This is a genomic window from Bacteroidota bacterium, from assembly GCA_008933805.1.
GTDB lineage: Bacteria > Bacteroidota > Bacteroidia > UBA8524 > UBA8524 > SB11.
Map to the genome: position 1 here is coordinate 186,671 of WBUH01000004.1, position 16,595 is coordinate 203,265.

18 protein-coding genes and 1 tRNA gene are annotated in these 16,595 nt (G+C 40.5%); 15 read left to right on the top strand and 4 right to left on the bottom strand.

Features of this window, described 5'->3' with window-relative positions; genetic code table 11:
* Nucleotides 1–59: 59 nt before the first annotated feature.
* The 11 genes from F9K23_05945 (at nucleotide 60) to F9K23_05995 (ending at nucleotide 7,860) form a co-directional block, all read left to right on the top strand.
* Entirely contained in the window at nucleotides 60–1,595 is a 1,536-nt protein-coding gene (locus F9K23_05945) for a TROVE domain-containing protein (GenBank protein KAB2917294.1), read from the top strand.
* A 105-nt stretch (nucleotides 1,596–1,700) separates the two neighbouring features.
* Nucleotides 1,701–1,775, top strand: a tRNA-Asp gene (locus tag F9K23_05950).
* A 193-nt stretch (nucleotides 1,776–1,968) separates the two neighbouring features.
* Entirely contained in the window at nucleotides 1,969–3,204 is a 1,236-nt protein-coding gene (locus tag F9K23_05955; protein ID KAB2917295.1) for a tyrosine-type recombinase/integrase, read from the top strand.
* A 448-nt stretch (nucleotides 3,205–3,652) separates the two neighbouring features.
* Nucleotides 3,653–4,561 carry a hypothetical protein gene (locus tag F9K23_05960; protein KAB2917296.1) on the top strand — a complete coding sequence of 303 codons (909 nt, stop codon included), beginning with the start codon at nucleotides 3,653–3,655 and terminating at the stop codon, nucleotides 4,559–4,561.
* A 47-nt stretch (nucleotides 4,562–4,608) separates the two neighbouring features.
* Nucleotides 4,609–5,049 (top strand): helix-turn-helix domain-containing protein, encoded by a 441-nt coding sequence (locus tag F9K23_05965; GenBank protein ID KAB2917297.1) that lies wholly within the window; start codon nucleotides 4,609–4,611, stop codon nucleotides 5,047–5,049.
* Nucleotides 5,050–5,069: 20 nt separating this feature from the next.
* Nucleotides 5,070–5,249, top strand: a complete 180-nt coding sequence (locus F9K23_05970) for a hypothetical protein (protein ID KAB2917298.1) — start codon at nucleotides 5,070–5,072, stop codon at nucleotides 5,247–5,249.
* 2 nt (nucleotides 5,250–5,251) lie between these two features.
* Entirely contained in the window at nucleotides 5,252–5,557 is a 306-nt protein-coding gene (locus F9K23_05975) for a hypothetical protein (protein KAB2917299.1), read from the top strand.
* 107 nt (nucleotides 5,558–5,664) lie between these two features.
* Nucleotides 5,665–5,865 carry a hypothetical protein gene (locus F9K23_05980; GenBank protein ID KAB2917300.1) on the top strand — a complete coding sequence of 67 codons (201 nt, stop codon included), beginning with the start codon at nucleotides 5,665–5,667 and terminating at the stop codon, nucleotides 5,863–5,865.
* On the top strand, nucleotides 5,862–7,160 hold the full coding sequence (locus F9K23_05985) for a winged helix-turn-helix transcriptional regulator (protein KAB2917301.1): 1,299 nt from the start codon (nucleotides 5,862–5,864) through the stop codon (nucleotides 7,158–7,160). The genes F9K23_05980 and F9K23_05985 overlap by 4 nt, the downstream gene beginning before the upstream one ends.
* Nucleotides 7,161–7,181: 21 nt before the next feature.
* Entirely contained in the window at nucleotides 7,182–7,478 is a 297-nt protein-coding gene (locus F9K23_05990) for a hypothetical protein (GenBank protein KAB2917302.1), read from the top strand.
* 178 nt (nucleotides 7,479–7,656) lie between these two features.
* Nucleotides 7,657–7,860 (top strand): DUF4248 domain-containing protein, encoded by a 204-nt coding sequence (locus F9K23_05995; protein KAB2917303.1) that lies wholly within the window; start codon nucleotides 7,657–7,659, stop codon nucleotides 7,858–7,860.
* Nucleotides 7,861–7,905: 45 nt separating this feature from the next.
* Here the strand turns inward: F9K23_05995 and F9K23_06000 are convergent, their stop codons facing one another.
* Nucleotides 7,906–8,523, bottom strand: coding sequence for a hypothetical protein (locus F9K23_06000; GenBank protein ID KAB2917304.1), 618 nt, complete (start codon nucleotides 8,521–8,523; stop codon nucleotides 7,906–7,908).
* 294 nt (nucleotides 8,524–8,817) lie between these two features.
* Between F9K23_06000 and F9K23_06005 the strand changes: the two genes are divergently transcribed.
* The 4 genes from F9K23_06005 to F9K23_06020 are packed head-to-tail and all read left to right on the top strand — an operon-like array spanning nucleotide 8,818 to nucleotide 12,295.
* Nucleotides 8,818–9,846 carry a hypothetical protein gene (locus F9K23_06005; protein KAB2917305.1) on the top strand — a complete coding sequence of 343 codons (1,029 nt, stop codon included), beginning with the start codon at nucleotides 8,818–8,820 and terminating at the stop codon, nucleotides 9,844–9,846.
* Nucleotides 9,847–9,854: 8 nt separating this feature from the next.
* Nucleotides 9,855–10,574, top strand: a complete 720-nt coding sequence (locus F9K23_06010; GenBank protein ID KAB2917306.1) for an SOS response-associated peptidase — start codon at nucleotides 9,855–9,857, stop codon at nucleotides 10,572–10,574.
* 38 nt (nucleotides 10,575–10,612) lie between these two features.
* Nucleotides 10,613–11,137, top strand: coding sequence for a hypothetical protein (locus tag F9K23_06015; protein ID KAB2917307.1), 525 nt, complete (start codon nucleotides 10,613–10,615; stop codon nucleotides 11,135–11,137).
* A gap of 33 nt (nucleotides 11,138–11,170) precedes the next feature.
* Nucleotides 11,171–12,295 (top strand): HNH endonuclease, encoded by a 1,125-nt coding sequence (locus F9K23_06020; GenBank protein ID KAB2917308.1) that lies wholly within the window; start codon nucleotides 11,171–11,173, stop codon nucleotides 12,293–12,295.
* Between the two features lie 29 nt (nucleotides 12,296–12,324).
* Here F9K23_06020 and F9K23_06025 read toward each other — a convergent pair whose 3' ends face one another.
* From F9K23_06025 to F9K23_06035, 3 genes are all read right to left on the bottom strand, one after another.
* Entirely contained in the window at nucleotides 12,325–12,513 is a 189-nt protein-coding gene (locus F9K23_06025) for a hypothetical protein (GenBank protein KAB2917309.1), read from the bottom strand.
* A gap of 244 nt (nucleotides 12,514–12,757) precedes the next feature.
* The gene (locus F9K23_06030) at nucleotides 12,758–13,504 is read right to left on the bottom strand and encodes a hypothetical protein (GenBank protein KAB2917310.1); all 747 of its coding nucleotides are present in this window, start codon (nucleotides 13,502–13,504) and stop codon (nucleotides 12,758–12,760) included.
* A 39-nt stretch (nucleotides 13,505–13,543) separates the two neighbouring features.
* A complete protein-coding gene (locus F9K23_06035) occupies nucleotides 13,544–16,489 on the bottom strand; it encodes a DNA polymerase III subunit alpha (GenBank protein ID KAB2917311.1) in 2,946 nt (981 codons plus the stop codon).
* Between the last annotated feature and the right edge of the window lie 106 nt (nucleotides 16,490–16,595).

Below are 16,595 nucleotides of genomic sequence, written 5' to 3' on the forward strand. Positions count from 1 at the left end.
CCAACCTTTGTATCAGCAAAACAGCTAAAAAGAATTAAAACAAAAGGAGGACACAAAACATGCGTTTCAACATCTTTAAAAAAGAAAACCCAACAGTAAAGGCCATCAAGCCTACTGTGAACCATGAAAACGCACCTGCGTATACACTTACCCCTGAGGTGGAGTTGTATACTGCCGTAGCAACTGCCGGACTTAGCGATAATTTTTACGAAAAGGCCGGTAACAAGCTGGAGCGTATTCAATCGCTTATTGCAAAAAACAACCCTGAGTTTGTGGCAAAACTGGCGGTTTATACCCGTACCAAAATGCACTTACGAAGCGTGCCCCTTGTATTGGCGGTTGAGTTGGCAAAAACCAACAACGGTAACGGTTTGGTAAGTAAAACGGTGAACGGTGTGGTGCAACGTGCGGATGAAATTGCCGAGTTGCTTGCCTACTACCAAATGGCCAACACCCGTACCGGGGCTAAAAAACTGAACCGTTTATCAAAACAGGTGCAAAAAGGTTTGGCAATGGCATTTAACAAGTTTGATGAATACCAATTTGCCAAATATAACCGGGCTGCCGAAGTGAAACTACGCGATGCGCTGTTTCTTGTGCACCCAAAAGCTGCCAACGAAGAACAACAAGCGGTATTTACCAAAATTGCCAACGATACGTTGCAAACGCCCTATACATGGGAAACTGAATTATCAGCCCTTGGCCAAAAGAAGTTTGAAAGCCCTGTTGTGAAAGCAGCCGTTTTCAAAGTAAAGTGGGAAGAATTGATAGCGAGCAATAAAATGGGCTACATGGCTACTATGCGTAACCTGCGCAATATGTTAGAGGCAAATGTATCAATGGTACACCTTGAAAAAGTAGCTGCTTATTTAAGTAACGAAAAGGCTGTGGCCAATTCAAAACAGTTGCCCTTCCGTTTCTTGGCGGCCTACCGTGAGTTGAAGGAGTTGAATTATAAAGGCGTGAGCATTTTGTTGGATGCACTTGAAGACGCTGTAACCGCAAGTGCGGCAAACATAGCGGGTTTTGATAGCAATACCAGCGTAGTTATAGCCTGCGACGTTTCAGGCTCGATGCAAAAAGCAGTATCGGCCAAAAGCAAAATAATGTTGTACGACGTGGGTTTGATGCTGGGTATGTTGTTGCAATCGCGTTGTAAAAATGTGGTGAGCGGTATGTTTGGCGACCGTTGGAAGATAATAAATATGCCTAAGCGCAATGTGTTATCAAACGTGAACGAATACTATCGTCGCGAAGGCGAAGTGGGTTACTCGACCAATGGTTATTTGGTAATTGACGACCTGATACGCCGCAACGAGATAGTGGACAAAGTGATGATGTTTACCGATGTGCAATTGTGGAGTACAGGTTTGATGGCTAACCAAATGGAGATAAAATGGAAAGCCTACAAACGGATAGCTCCCAAAGCCAAACTGTATTTGTTTGACTTGGCAGGTTACGGTAATACGCCTTTGCGAATGACACGCCACGATGTGCACCTGATAGCCGGCTGGAGCGATAAAATATTCGACTTGCTGGCGGCTATGGAAAACGGCCAAACCGCCGTTGAGGTGATTAATAAAATGGAGTTGTAACTGTTGAACACCCTCTCAGCACTCTCCCTTAATAGGGAGAGGCCGCGCAAAGCTCTGCGCGTTGGATCCCCCCTAAAAAGGGGGAACACAAGAGGGTGTTTATTTGGACCGTAGGCCTAATGGTTAGGGCACCCCACTGTCTATGGGATATTCAAACGGGTTCGACTCCCGTACGGTCCGCAACAACAAACTGTCATCCTGAACTTGTTTCAGAAGCTCAGTATTTATTTGTTGACTTTTGTTATTCTCTGTCATTACTGATGTTTCGTCGAATAATTGACTTTTCTATTTGCTACTTTATGCCACATTTTGTTACATTTGTTGTACCTATGTTGTACCGATTAGGGGTGCAACATGGGTTTAACAACAAACTATGGCGACCATAAAATTACTACTTAGAACGTCCAAAACATTAGCCGACGGTTCCCATCCGATTGTAATCAGGGTAACAGTCAACCGCAAGTCTAAGTTTATCTTCACAGGAAAGACAGCAAAAGTATCCCAATGGGACGCAGCTTTGGGGCTTACCAATAAGAAACACCCTTTACATTCTGAACTAAACATCTATTTAAGCCAACGGTTATTGGATGCCCAAACAGAACTACTCGAACTCCAACGCCAAAAGAAAGGGTTTTCAGCCGGAACCGTTCGGGAGATAATAAAGGATAATAAGCCCTCAATGACCTTTGTTCAATTCTGCGATAAACTGCTTGCAGAACTAAAAGAACAAGGACGCATCGGCACAAGAGGTACTTACCGCAGTATTAAGAACTCAGTCCTTCGATTTACCAACAACAATCAACAGTTAACCTTTTTAGATATTGACCTTGCTTTTTTAGTGAAATACGAACAGTATTTAAAAGCCAACGGGTTTAAAAACTCGTACATCAAAACGATGCTGAATAAACTACAGGCTCTTTTTGGCAAAGCTATCCTTGAGAGAGTAGTTAAAAAGAACAACAACCCGTTTTTAGAATACAGTTTAAGCCATTTGCGCCCCGAATACCAGCACCGCTCCCTTGACAAAGCCAAATTAGAAATTCTGCTCAACTATATCGCCGAAACAGGGTCGATTAAACACGATACCATTAACTACTTTACCTTTTCCTATTACTGTTGGGGCATCAATTTCACCGATATGGCCAAACTGCAATGGAAAGACATCTATAATGGAAGGTTGGTGTATAACCGTGCCAAAACAGGAAAGCTATACAATATATTACTGTTAGAACCTGCCTTAAAGGTAGTGGAGTATTATAAACAACTTAAATACGGTGAGAATGTTATCCCGCCTGCCGAGGATTATATTTTTCCCATCCTCGACCCTGTGAAATATAATACTCCTTCAAAGGCTACCCATCGTATAGAAATGAAACTTTCTTTGACCAATAAATACCTTAAAATCATAGAAGCCGAACTGGGGCTTGGGGAGAAAGTAACCTTTTACATGGCAAGGCATACGTTTGCTACCCAACTGTTACGGAAAGATGTAGCCACTGCCAAAATCCAAAATATGTTAGGGCATTCTACTGAACGCATGACGCAAGTGTATTTGGATAGCTTCAAAAACGATGAATTAGACGAAGTGTCCAAGCTATTGGTGGGATAACCGACCCGTGTCAACCCATACACGGATTAAGGCAACTTTTCCAACAACGCGTTGTTGCAGTCAAAAAATACGTAAAGAGTTAGTAATAAAATAATTACTTAATAAATCAAAAAACACGGTGTTTTTTGGTAAAATTAACTGATTACTACTGAAACACTTGTAAAAACGTCGCGTTGCGGATTTTCCAACACAGCGTTTCTCAGGAATTGTATAACTAATTGGTTACTAATATTATTTGAAAAAACACCTGCAACAACGTGTTGTTTTTTAGCCCCCCTTGCTACCTATGGGGTGTAATACCCGTCATTACATAGTTTGTCGAAAATGTTTAAAAAACTGGCACGTTTTTTACATAATTGCGTTCTACTGAAAAAACAATCGGTATTAACACCGTTGGTTTTACAGTTATGATTTTAGGACACACATTTGTAAGGAAGGAGACCAAACTATGAATTTTCGCAACAACATCTTTGTTGAGGTGATGCACGCCCATTTCAACCATTATTTACAGTATTACAGGCACGAACCGTTAAACAGGGGTAACAGCCACCCCAACCAACCGCCCCCGACACATGGCTACCCTGACGACTTCTTCAGCATCTTTGAGATGATTACCGACCCCACTGAAGAGAAGCGCAAAGCTGTTAATGAAAGGTTGGAAAAGTTATTGGAGGACAATGCAGACCAAATGCCGCAACTGGAGAATGTACCCAAACCGAAGGTAAAGTACAATTCGATATTAGGTGTGCGGATGAACCTTAAACAAATTAAAGTCGGTCACCCCGATAATCGGGTAACTATTGTAACCTATCGGTATCAGTTTTATAAACTGCATTATGTATTAATGTTTCTTTTGAGTCGTGATAAGATGAAAAGGACACACATTTACAACAACCATTTAAGAGCGGCGCATCGGGAAATCTATCCTGACATCCTACCTCAAAGACAAACAAAGGCCGAACGTAACAAACAAGTGGTTGAAAAATTGGAGGTAGCACCATTGAACGATGCAAAATCGCCTGAGTTTACTTTACGCCGTCGTGTAATTGCTTTAATAAATATGTTAGGAGCGTTAGGTGTGGATTTTTCCCGAACTGACTTAACCCAAACAGCAAGGTTTATTCATGTGATACTTGACAAAGAAATACCTACCGATAGGGCAGGAAATGTTAAAATGGACAACTCACCGATATACAAGATGGCCAAAACGCTAAACAAAGTGTCCGTATTTAGGCTAAAAACTGACCTGCTTTCAGTGAAAAATCTGTTCCAGCAATTTCCAAACCTACGCGAAAATGCACCCATGCAGGAGCTAATTAAACAACTGGAAATCAAAGTCAAAGAAAGCGCTAAATAACCTATGGGGTGGGCTTATGGGGTGGGTAACGGGGTAGTCCGACCAACATGACGGGTTACCCCACCAACCCACCCCGACAAAACGGCCAAAAATTAGGCACAAAATTCGGGGTAGGTTGGATGCCCACCCCATGCACTTTTTCTTCTCAGATTTGCTGCACTTACTCGAAACACAAAATGGCAGCAAATCCATTCACCGAACTTTCAGAAAAATTAGATGCCCTTACTCAACAAGTGGCAGAAATGAACCGCAAGATGCAGGGGCAGACTTTTCAAATTGACAAGCCTTTAACCGTGCAAGAGGCAGCCACCTATTTATGCCTTTCAAAAAGCAGATTGTACCATTTAACCTCCCAACGGGCACTTCCGTTTTTTAAGCGCGGGCAAGCTACCCTATTCCGTAAAGAGGAATTGGACAAGTGGCTACAATCCAAACGCCAAAAATCAGCCGACGAAATCAGGCAGGACGCTAAAAGTTACAAGGGCTAAACGTTTAACCATTCGTTTGTATGGACATTTACAAGCCCCAAACCCATCCCTGCACAGGGTGCAAAATGCCTTTGCAAACTGAACCTAACCTTGCTTTGGGTGCTTTTTCAGTAACGGCGGGCATTTTCCGTTGCAATCGTTGCAACAGTGTTTTGGCAGTATCCCTTTCACTCCCTCAAAATCCCAAACAAAACGTATAACAATGGCAAAGAAAACCACAACGCCTGCCCCAGCTATTTCGATAGATGCGGTAAAGGAGCAGGTAAAAACGCACCTCACTCCAAAAGATACAAAGGGCAACCCTGCCCACGACAGGCATTTGACCGACAGCCAGCGCACATGGCTGATTATTGATGAGATAACCGACGGACTAAAATCTCAAAATCCACAGGGAGGTATTACCAAAGCTCTGGTAGTAAAAGCCGTTACCGAACTGGTACAGGAAGGGATAATTAAACAAAGGTTGCGCAAGCCCCCACACATTAGCGAATATACATCCGTTCATTAACAATGCCCCCTCACAAGCAAGTGAACAATAAGCAAGCGCAGGGGGCTGAATAGCCCCCTTTGCCGCTTGGTGAAGTAGTTAAGTAAATTAAGACAGGGGAACTGCAAATGTACCTTCAAAAAGCCAAAGCAGAAACCGAAAAAATACGGCACATACAGCGGTTGCTATTGTTTCCGACCGTACCCCATAACCAAGGGGATACCGAACTGTTAACCCGTCAAATCGCTACCCACCAGCGAATACACAAACGTTTCATCACCCTTGCCCAAAAACACCAACAAAACCCCAACAACACGTTGTTTTTATGAGAACCGACCGCACCACACCTCAAAATACACACCCTGCCCCAATAGACGGGTTTGATTACCGCAGGATAGACATTGCAGAAGTACGCAAGCACCTCAACCAGTTTGTAAAGGACTTCAACCAAAAGGCAGCAACCCCAAAAGAGCGTATCAGAGGCGGTTTATTCCTAACTTTATTAAAAGTATGCGATGCCTACGTGCGCCAAAATAATCGTGTAGGGTGTCTAACAATTAACCCCATACCCTGCCGCATGAACAATGTGCGGTTAGCCCACCTTGTCAAAGTTGATAAACGCACCATTTTAAACCACCTTTCCAAGCTGGAGCAAATGGGGATTGTACAAAAGACCTTTCGGGGTACGAAAGCTGATTACGAATTAACCGTGCCGGCGTGGATACTACTTTACGACCCCCAAAGCTCCAACAATACGTTGTTGGGAAACCAACCCACTGCCGATAGCACTGAAAATACAGATAAAGCGAAAAATGTGCGCCAAAGCAATCTTGTAAACTCTTTAGAAAAGAGTAATATACACTCTATTCCCTGTGAATTGGGGGATAACGGGATAGAAAACAATAGTGGCCAGCCTCCTTTGTCGGCTGATACTGCAAAGCCTCTTGGACTTTTCTCTTGTACACCCCTCAAAGCAGATGGTTGTGTGGAAAACCCACCCTTATCCACAGACGAATTTCCTGAACAAAGGCTGGGCGGCGGCGCGGCGGCCAAAAAATACCCCGCATGGCAGTTGGCAATGGTGTTGGAGTTTTACCGCTATGCTATCAGCTCCCTGTATCCTTACCACCAGTTCGACAAAGAAACGGAGCGTAAAATCAAAAACAAGTTGTTTAACCACGTGTACGGCAGTTTTAAGCAACCACTAACCCGTGATGGATGGGAAAAGTACCAACAAACCTTAATCCAACGGGTGGATTTGATAGCAGCATGGAAGGAGCGGCCATTGGAAGGGGATAAAACCAAAAAGTACCAACAGGGTAAGTTCATTGTGAATCCGATTACCTTTTTTGACAACAAATGCCCTTACGGGTTTATCCAAACCGAACAATGGCTGCTATTGCAATACAAGCGAAAGGCACTGATAAAAGCAGAATTGGAGCTTGACAAAGCCCGCAAAGAGTTGCTGACCGATACCGACCGTTTAAAGGTGTACCGCAAATGGGAAACCCGATTTAAAAACAAGAAGCTGCCGGAGGCTGAGGTAATGTTTTACCACGCTATGACTAATATCCAAAAACAATGGGCACTGCAAAAACAACGTGTTGTTGCCCCAACAACCTAATCTAAACACACAAGCAGAAACATGGAACAAAATCCGCATTTTGTAAAGAAACAACAGGGGTACAAAGCCCGCGCAAAGTACAAACTTATCATCTACTTTAAAGATAAAGCCCATTTACCTGAAGGGATGCAGCACACCACCTTGTTTTCATGTGAATACAGGGATAAGAAAGGAGATACAGGACTGTATGCACTGAAAGGACTGGTAACAGGCCGATACAAAAGGAAATTCTTAACAGCCCTGATTTATGACAACCAAACAGGGGCATTGCTTCATAAATGGGTGTTTGACGGGATAACGGATGAAAAAAGACTATGAACCAACAACGTGTTGTTGGACGTTACTAAACCTGTCAAATCGCATTATTTGGAATTAGGTAAATACTACCAATATATACAACAAAGGCGGGTGTTATCCCGCCTTGCTGGTGTCCATAATTAGATTAATAATCTATTTACTTACTGTAAAACAAACATACTAAAATTCAAACATTGAAATGGCGAACAAAATAAAGTTAGTAAGCAAGAATTTAAGCACATTGAAGGATGAATACGGTGTATCCGAACCCACCATGAAAAAGTGGTTACGCAAAGTACCCAATTTGCTGGTGGATAAACGGAGCACTAAAGATTACACCCCAAAAGAGGTTGAAATGATATACCGTCATTTGGGAGTGCCGGGCATTGAATACGAAGAATAGCGGAATTAATCAATTATGCTATTTTAAACACGGAAGGGATTAGTATTACTCATTCAATATTCTGCTATCTTTCATTAATACACTAAGTATCGACCTTCCGTTGCAACGTCCGTAAATTTTGACCTGTTGCCCCTTAGCCAAGGACTCAAGTCCATTATTGTTCGCGAAATAGCATTGTACATTATATCCATAGTTGTGGCCTTTAATAATTACATACGGGTCGTCGAAAATATCTTTTCCGATGCTTTCTACAATCCCTTCAACGGCAAATAATTTGCCTTTGTAATTATTATCGGCTGCCACCTCGTTTTCGTCATAAGAAACTGTGAGGCTTTCAGCCATTAAAGTAATAACAGCTTCTTTCGGCTGCTCTTGTTTAACATCCGTAGCTAGTTTACTGGTAATATTTGAGTCGGAAGGGTGGTTTTCAGCCAATACCCCCATTCCAATAAAGCCTGTAATAAAAAAGAGGATGCTAAGGGCTATTTTACCTTGAGAAGACATTTTTAGTACTTGCGAAATATAAGCACTGGTAATTGGTAAGATTAATAACCCTGAAAAAACAAATAGTGGCATCAATACTAAATTTATCCCGATGCTTGCAAGCCCGCAGACAAATACAATGACTGCAATAATTATCCGAACCGAAGTGTTTTGTTTCATGTAATTTGGGTGTTAATCATTGCAAGCTAAAATCAGCCATTTACAAAGGGTAAACGGTTTTCCAAAGAAGGTGGTTCTCTTTCCCGAAGCGCATAATAGAATGTATGGTTAACCAAAAGACCATCGCTCCCAATAACAAGTTATTCCTAAAATCTTAACTGTGCAAACGTTTGACGTTATTACAGTGCAGCAACCATAAGGATGAAATGATTAAGGTCAAAGTTTGAGCAATGAAACACTTGACTTTTAAACGACATTAAGAGTATATTTCCATTATACAAATCCTATCAGATTATGTTTGAAATATTGAAGTTTTATACAGACGAGCCTCATAAGTTTACAAAGTTGATTTATGAAGTCTTAAAAGTCCTTTTATCATTGGCATTAATGTTTGTTCTCTATGATTGGGTATTGGGAAGAAAGATTGCCGAAGACTTAACCAATATTACCCAATGGGTTTTGTTATTCAGAGAAGGATTTGTATTAGTAATGATTTTCCTTTTTTTCATCTCCTACGTATTCTTGTTTGAGATTATAGATTTTATAAGATTTTGGGGGCAAGAACTACTCTTACTGATTTTAAGGCAATTCGGATTAAAAAACCCGGTTGTATTATCAAATAGCATTGCAACAACACTGGTAATTGCTAAAGTAATTCATAGACCTGACCCAACACAACGCGGGGTTGCAGGAAAAAATTTTGATGAGTTTTATGATTTTTTCTATTCAATCATGGAGGAGGAGGAAAATGGAAGACTCCCAAGTGCAAAGCAACTTCTTCAATTGTTAATCGCTTTTGCAATCATATATCCAATGTACGCATTAACAACGTATAATATCTCAATAGGATGGTTATCACTAATAATAATCGGTATAATTATAGTTTTTGGTATTTTGATTAAGAGTGTAATACAAGCAATTAAGAATAATAAGACTCAGATTGAAGATACCCTTAATTGGTTAGGAACTGAGAAAATTTTGTTGCACCTAATGCAAAGAATGGGGTTTGAGGAAATTAAGCCAAATAAGATAATCGAAAACACCAACTCAACTGATAATCTATACACAAAATTCAAATATGAAGGCATAGAATATATTGTTTATATACAATGTTCAGACAGTTCAATTAAAAGACCCCAAGTAATTGCAGCTATTGAAGTAAGTAAAATTATGAGAGACTGTCATTTAATTTATGTTGTAAGCAATGAATTAAGTGAAAAAGCAAAAGAAGTTTGGAACAGCTACTCCATAGCCGAAAAGACTTTAATACAATTTGAAAATGGAGAAGATTTGATAGAGAAATTTATTGCAGAATTTGAGTAATTTGTGATATGTGCGGAACTTTTGGACAAAAGAAACTACCTCTTAAAAAGGTAAAACAAGAGTTTTTACCTGAAACCGATATAGCCCCCAAAGAGGGTATGCAGTTAAACTTAAACACTTGGGTGGGCAAGTTTGCAGGTATTTTAACTCCCGAAAAACCCGTCGCTTATCAATGGGCAATGTTTGGTTTATGTCCGGTGTGGAATGATAAAAAGATGTACTTGTTTAATGCACGTGTAGAGGGAAAAGAAAACCCATCCAACGACCCATCTTATAGCGAAACGAAAGGAATATTTACTATGCCGAGTTTTCGGAATGCTATAAAAAGCCGCCGTTGCATTATCCCGATGGATTTTTTTATTGAAGGCTCTGAAAAGGAAAAGTATAATAAGCCGTTTCTAATCCACCGTAAGGATAGCGAACCATTTTTTTCAGCTGGTATTTATGAAGATTGGACGGACAAATCAACAGGGGAAACTATCCGCACGTTCTCAATTCTTACCACAGGCGCAACACCGCTATTACAGGAAGTTGGCCACCACCGTTCACCGCTGCTACTTGACCCTGAAACAATACCCGTATGGCTTGACCACAAAGCTGATTTAGATTTCATCGCAGAACTTATGAAACCAGCAGATACCTCAGAATTTGAGTGTTACCCTGTGGATAGTAAGATTGTAAAGTCAAAAGAGAATAATCCTGAGATTGAAATTGCCGTTAAAGAATAAGTAAAATAAAAAATACTAAATTAGCTTAGTTAAGCATTATGGAAACATTAATTTTATATAGAACCTCCTACATACCCAATGCAGGTAAGTTTAGGGTATTTCTAACCCTTAATGAGGATGTTAAAGAATATACTGGAGAAATCATAATATTCTTTGAACAAACCGATGGTAAGCCATTACTTTGGGGAATAAGAATAAAAAGGAACATTCAGGAATTAATTCTTAAAGCCCTTACAAGCTTTGATGATGATATTCATGACTTAAAGAAAGAGTTTTACAATGCAGATGTCATTCAAATTATATATAACCAAATTGAGTTATTTCTTAATGCAAAAGATATAACTATTCACCGCACAGAGATTGAACTCTATGTTTTGACTAACTACAACTTGGCGGTATTAATTGATATCAAAAATCGATTTCCTCAAGTATTTCAGAAAGTAAAAAGTCTTACGAAGTCTAAGCTATTGACACATTTTATAGAAATAGCTGAAGCGTACCCTGCCTTGGATTTTTCAGAGACAATTAATTTTGATGGGCAAAATTCTAATGGAGCTAATTAGTTGTATTTATTTTTCTGTCTATGATATTACTGAGTGAAGATGATTTTATGCGTTTATTGTCGGAAAAATGAAGCAGGCAATTCAGAACACGTTTTTCCTAAAGCTTTAGGGGGTGCAGATGTCTATCTTGATTGTGTGTGTGACTCCTGTAATAACTTTTTTTCAGGTTTTGAGAGGGATTTTATACAAAAATCCCCAATTGGCTTAATTAGAAGTGACAAACAAGTGAGGGGTTATAAATCCGCTAAACATAGAAAGAACACACTTAAATTTGATGAAATATTCTCTTATGATGAAAAGTCAGGAATAGTTCTTGAGGCAGGCACGGAAAGCGGATTTAAGTCTTATTTAAGACCTCAAATACATTTTCAGGATAATTTATTTGCATCAGTAGGTTCATCCAAAGCAGAGCTTGAGGATTTTTATCGCCTTTTAAATCTCTGGGTTCACGCAAGCCGTAAAGTGGCAATATCTTTTCCCAAAGCAAAAGGAGAGCCATATCAATGCATTAAGTTTGATGTTGAGGATGAAACAGTTCTTGTTACGAATTTTACTGAGTCAAGGATTAATGATAAAATATATCTTATACATAGAAATGTTTCAAATGTAAGTAGTCATAGTGCTTATTTTGAGCCCCGTATTTTTCTTGATGATAATTTAAGACTAATTATACGAAGTAGGTCTGCAAAAGAAAGTATAAACTTTCTTTCTGAATTTTTTAAAAGAATTATAGAAACGAAAAAGCTAAAAATTACAGCTCTTAATGTTGGTTCAACTGATAAAGTCAATACGAGTATGGTTTTTAGTCATGTAAGTTTTTTGGGGGCAACACTAAAAATTGGGCTTAATGCACTTTTCTATTATTACCCTCAATCCAGAGAAGCTAAGTCACTTGACCCATTTAAAGATTTCATCCTTATGGATGAAAATATTCCACCAATTAAAGGTGAGCTTTTTTCCCGACTTTTCGAGTTTGATAAAACACATGAAAATTGTCATTCAATAATTTTTTCACAAACAAGAGATGGCTTAGGAATAAGAGTTTCGTTTTTTGGGTCGCTGGTAAATTTCTTTGTAGTTCCTGAATTGTATTTAGAGAATAGTAGTTTACTATTGATAGATTACAATGAAAGACGTATGTCAATATTACCCTTATAAGATAAAAACTATCAATACTTAATATAGCCTTATTTATTAAAGTTAATTCTTTGTTCCTTTAGTTTTTCGTTTAAGGTTTCTAGCTCTTTTTCGTAACTTGTTAATGGGGCTGAGCGATGTCTGTTTTTTAACATACACTCAATATCATCCAAACGTTTAAATAGTATGACCTGATTGTCTAATATCTGTTCGAGTAATTTTATAGTTTCTTTTTCCATTATTGCAATATTCGGTTAATTCCACTTATTTACACAACCAATAATCAACGCCCCCGTGTCCTGAACAAGCACCTGACCCGGTTGCAGTTGACTCTGTCCCGCCCTTACATCTTGCTCCGCGTCGTTTACTTTGGTGATTTTGACAATCGGTAGTATTTGGTGAAGCACTTCCACTATCTTTTGAACAATTTGACAAAAGAATGCTCAAAGTTAATAAGGTAGGTAAAATAATTTTTTCATATAGCTAAATTACATCATTTGCAGGATTGACATCTGTTTTTTCTTCCTTTTCCAGCTTCATGGAGCTTGTAATTATTTTTTCAAAAAGCAACGGGATAATATCGAGAAAAACTAATGAAGTAAGTAATAATATAATTGCTGTCAGAGCAAGTAAACTGCTAATCGAAAGCCACCACCATCCGAAATTTTGCACGAAAATTTTAGCAAGAATAAATGCTACAACTGCTTTTTGTAGCACTTTTATTGTGTCTTCAATTGGTTTTTTGTTTAAGGCTAAAGCTAATTTTACCTCATCCATATTGACTGTTGCCAGTTGTTGTGCAATAAAAGCGTGAGCTTGAAGAATTTGTTTCGGAGTAATTGTTAAATTGAATTTTTTTTTCGTTTTTTTAATTGTGGCTTTAGCCGCCTCTTCAATGTCAGCTAATGACAGATTATAGTCTGAAACTTTTTTCATCCAACGCATAGAATAAACCCTATTAATATAGGATATTAATAGAGCACTGAAAATTTCAAAGAAGGCAATCACAGATGCAACTAAGCATAAGGGAATGATAAAATCACCAAGCACAAAAAAATTTAGTATTCCCTTATAATCACTTATATCAAGCCAAGTATAATCACCGTATATCTGTTGATATAGTTTTGCTGCAATAAATGCAGTAAAACAGATATTTAACGACTTCCTTATTGGTGTATTTACTGAATTGCCCTTTACATATTCGGCTATAACGAATGTAAACTCAAACATAAAAATGCGTATTTGATTGGAGTAAATTTACAAAATGTTTCAATACCTCGGGTCAGCCACCGCAGGCAACTTTTTAAGCCTTCTTACTTCAATACAGGGATACCCAAAATCCAATACCACTTTTCCAATGATTTGATACACCCCTTTACCGTGTATGGGGTAGTATTTGAGACTATCAGGAAAATGCACCGTATCAAAAAAAGCCCCGTTTTTATCCAAAAACGCTGCAAAGGCCATTTCCTGCCCGTGAACCGTCCTAACAGGTTTGGGAGCAACAAAATTACCTGCAATGCTAACCGTTCGTCCTGCATTGGCTTTCAGTTCTTGGGCGGTGATTAGCCCCTTTTGGGGTATTTCCACCAAATCAAAGGCAGACATCGACAAGGAAAACCCCAACAACTCCATTTCGTCGTATGCGTCTTCTACCATGCTGTGCTCCAACACAGGTAATTCAAACTTCTTTGCCTTGGTCTCGAATAAACACCGGGCATCGGGGGCAGTATCAATGTGGCCTGTTAACAGGTGCGCATCCCATTGCAGGGTTCGTTTGCCCTGTCCTGTAAACCGCAATGCCCCCACACGGATTAACAATAACAGTTGCTCAAGGGGGGCTTTGGTGCGGGTGGCAAAGTCCTCAAAATCTTTGTACACTCCATTGTAAAACCGTTCGGTAATTATGCGTTCGGCCACCCCTTGCTCCAATCCCTTTACATGGATAAAACCTAAATAGGCATCGTCCCCGTTTAGGTTGGTCAGCCAGTCGCTATTGTTCACACACGGCAGATGCATTGTTACTCCTGCCTTTATCGCTTCATGTACATACACCCACGTACTGTAAAAGCCCCCGAAATTGTTTATTACAGCGATATAAAACTCTTTGGGGTGGTAGGTTTTCAGGTACAAACTCTGAAAACTCTCTACTGCATACGAGGCACTGTGTGCCTTGCTGAAAGAATACCCCGCAAAACTCTCAATTTGCCGCCACACCTCTTTGGTCAGTTCTTCGGAATATCCCTTTTCCCTGCAATTGGTAAAGAACTTCTCTACCAGTTTATCAAACTCAATCTTTGAACGGTATTTACCACTCATTGCCCTGCGTAAAACATCTGAATCGGCCAAGTCTAATCCTGCAAAGTGGTGACATACTTTGATAACGTCCTCTTGATACACCATTACCCCAAAAGTTTCTTTCAGTTGTTCCTCCATCACAGGGTGCAGGTATTGTACCGACTCAGGGTGATGAAACCGTTTGATGTATTCCCCCATCATTCCCGACGAAGCAACACCCGGACGGATAATCGAACTTGCCGCTACCAATGTGAGGTAGGTATCGCAATGCAGTTTGTTTAACAATCCCCGCATGGCAGGACTTTCGATATAAAAGCAGCCGATACTGTCCCCCGATTTTAGCTGTGCTTTCACATTGGGGTCGTTCATTATGGGGGCTACCTCGTGAATATCTATCTTCTTGCCCCTGTTTTGCTGCACAAGGTCGGTCGCGTCTTTGATATGCCCCAACCCCCGTTGGCTTAGAATATCCAATTTATCCATGCGGATGCGTTCGGCTTCGTACATATCCCATTGTGCGGTAGGCAAGCCCTTTGGCGGCAAATCAAGGGCGGTATAATAGCTGATAGGCTCTTCACTAATCAATACCCCGCCTGCATGAATGGTGCGGTGGTTCGGAAACCCGTTCAACATTCGGGCAAAGAGGGCTATTTCCTTTGTTACCGTATCCCTGTTAAAATCAAACCGTTTGTTGGCCGCCATTTCGTCAATATCATTCTTGGGCAACCCGTACACTTTCCCCAACTCCCGCACCGCTCCCTTGCGCTGAAAGGTGCTGATAGCCCCTAACAAGGCGGTATGCTCCCTGCCGTAGCGTTTAAAGATGTATTCGTGAACATCGTCCCTGTCTTTCCACGAGTAATCAATATCAAAATCGGGGGGGCTGGTACGCTTGGGGTTTAAAAAGCGTTCAAAGTATAAATCCAGTCCAATGGGGTCAACATCGGTGATGCGCAGGCAATACGCCACAATGCTGTTAGCCCCGCTGCCTCTGCCTACGTGAAAGAAACCCCTTGACATGGAATAGCGGATAATATCCCACGTAATTAAGAAGTAGGCTTCAAAGCCCAAATTTTCAATTACCTCCAATTCATGCAATGCCCTTTTGTGGGCTTCGCGGTTGCTTTTACCGTACCGTTGTATTACCCCGTCTATGGCCAGTTTTCTTAAAAGCTGTCGGTCATCGTAGATGCTGGTAGTAAACAACCGCTTGTTTTTGATGCGGTCAAAGTCCACGGTAAATTGGCAACTCTCCATTAACCGCTGTGTGTTTAGGATGATTTCAGGGTAGGCACTGAAACGCCTTACAATGCGGTCGGGTTCAATTAGGTATTCATCATCGGCAACTCCCATTTCTTTATTCAGCATTGTCAACAACACGTTGTTGTCAATCGCCCGCAAGCGTTTGTGCAGTTCCCTGCCTGTTTGGTTCAGGTAGGTTACAGGTTGCAGTACCACTGCCTTTTTTAATTCCCCCCGTTGCAGGGTAAGCTGGTATTTGGTGAGTTCTGAGGGACGGATACCAATGTATTCATTGTCCCGCAAAGAAGTCCCTTCAGGGGGCAGGTTGTGGGTAGGGTACACCACCGTTACGTGCTTAAATTCGGGGGCTTGTGCGGGTAAAGGGGTTTTGTTGAGATTGTGGTCGGTCAAAAAGACGTTCAGTTCCCTAAATCCTTCCTTGTTGCGGGCAAGCCCAACAAACAACAACGTGTTGTTGCGTCTAAATTCTATCCCTACTATGGGGCTAATACCGCAGCTATTGCATTGTTGCACAAACTCAAACACCCCTGTGGAGCAGTTAATATCCGTGAGTGCCAACACACGAATACCCCATTGGGCAGCTTGGCTAACCAATTCTTTAATGGGTATTGTGCCGTAACAAAGACTATATGTGCTATGGCAATTAATGTACATTGTTTTGTGTCCTCTCTTTCCTTTCTGTGTCCTAAATAGCGGTAGGGTATCACTCAGTCACCACCGGAATAGGTGCTGAGGGTGGCTGTTAATTTTTTTTTTCCTT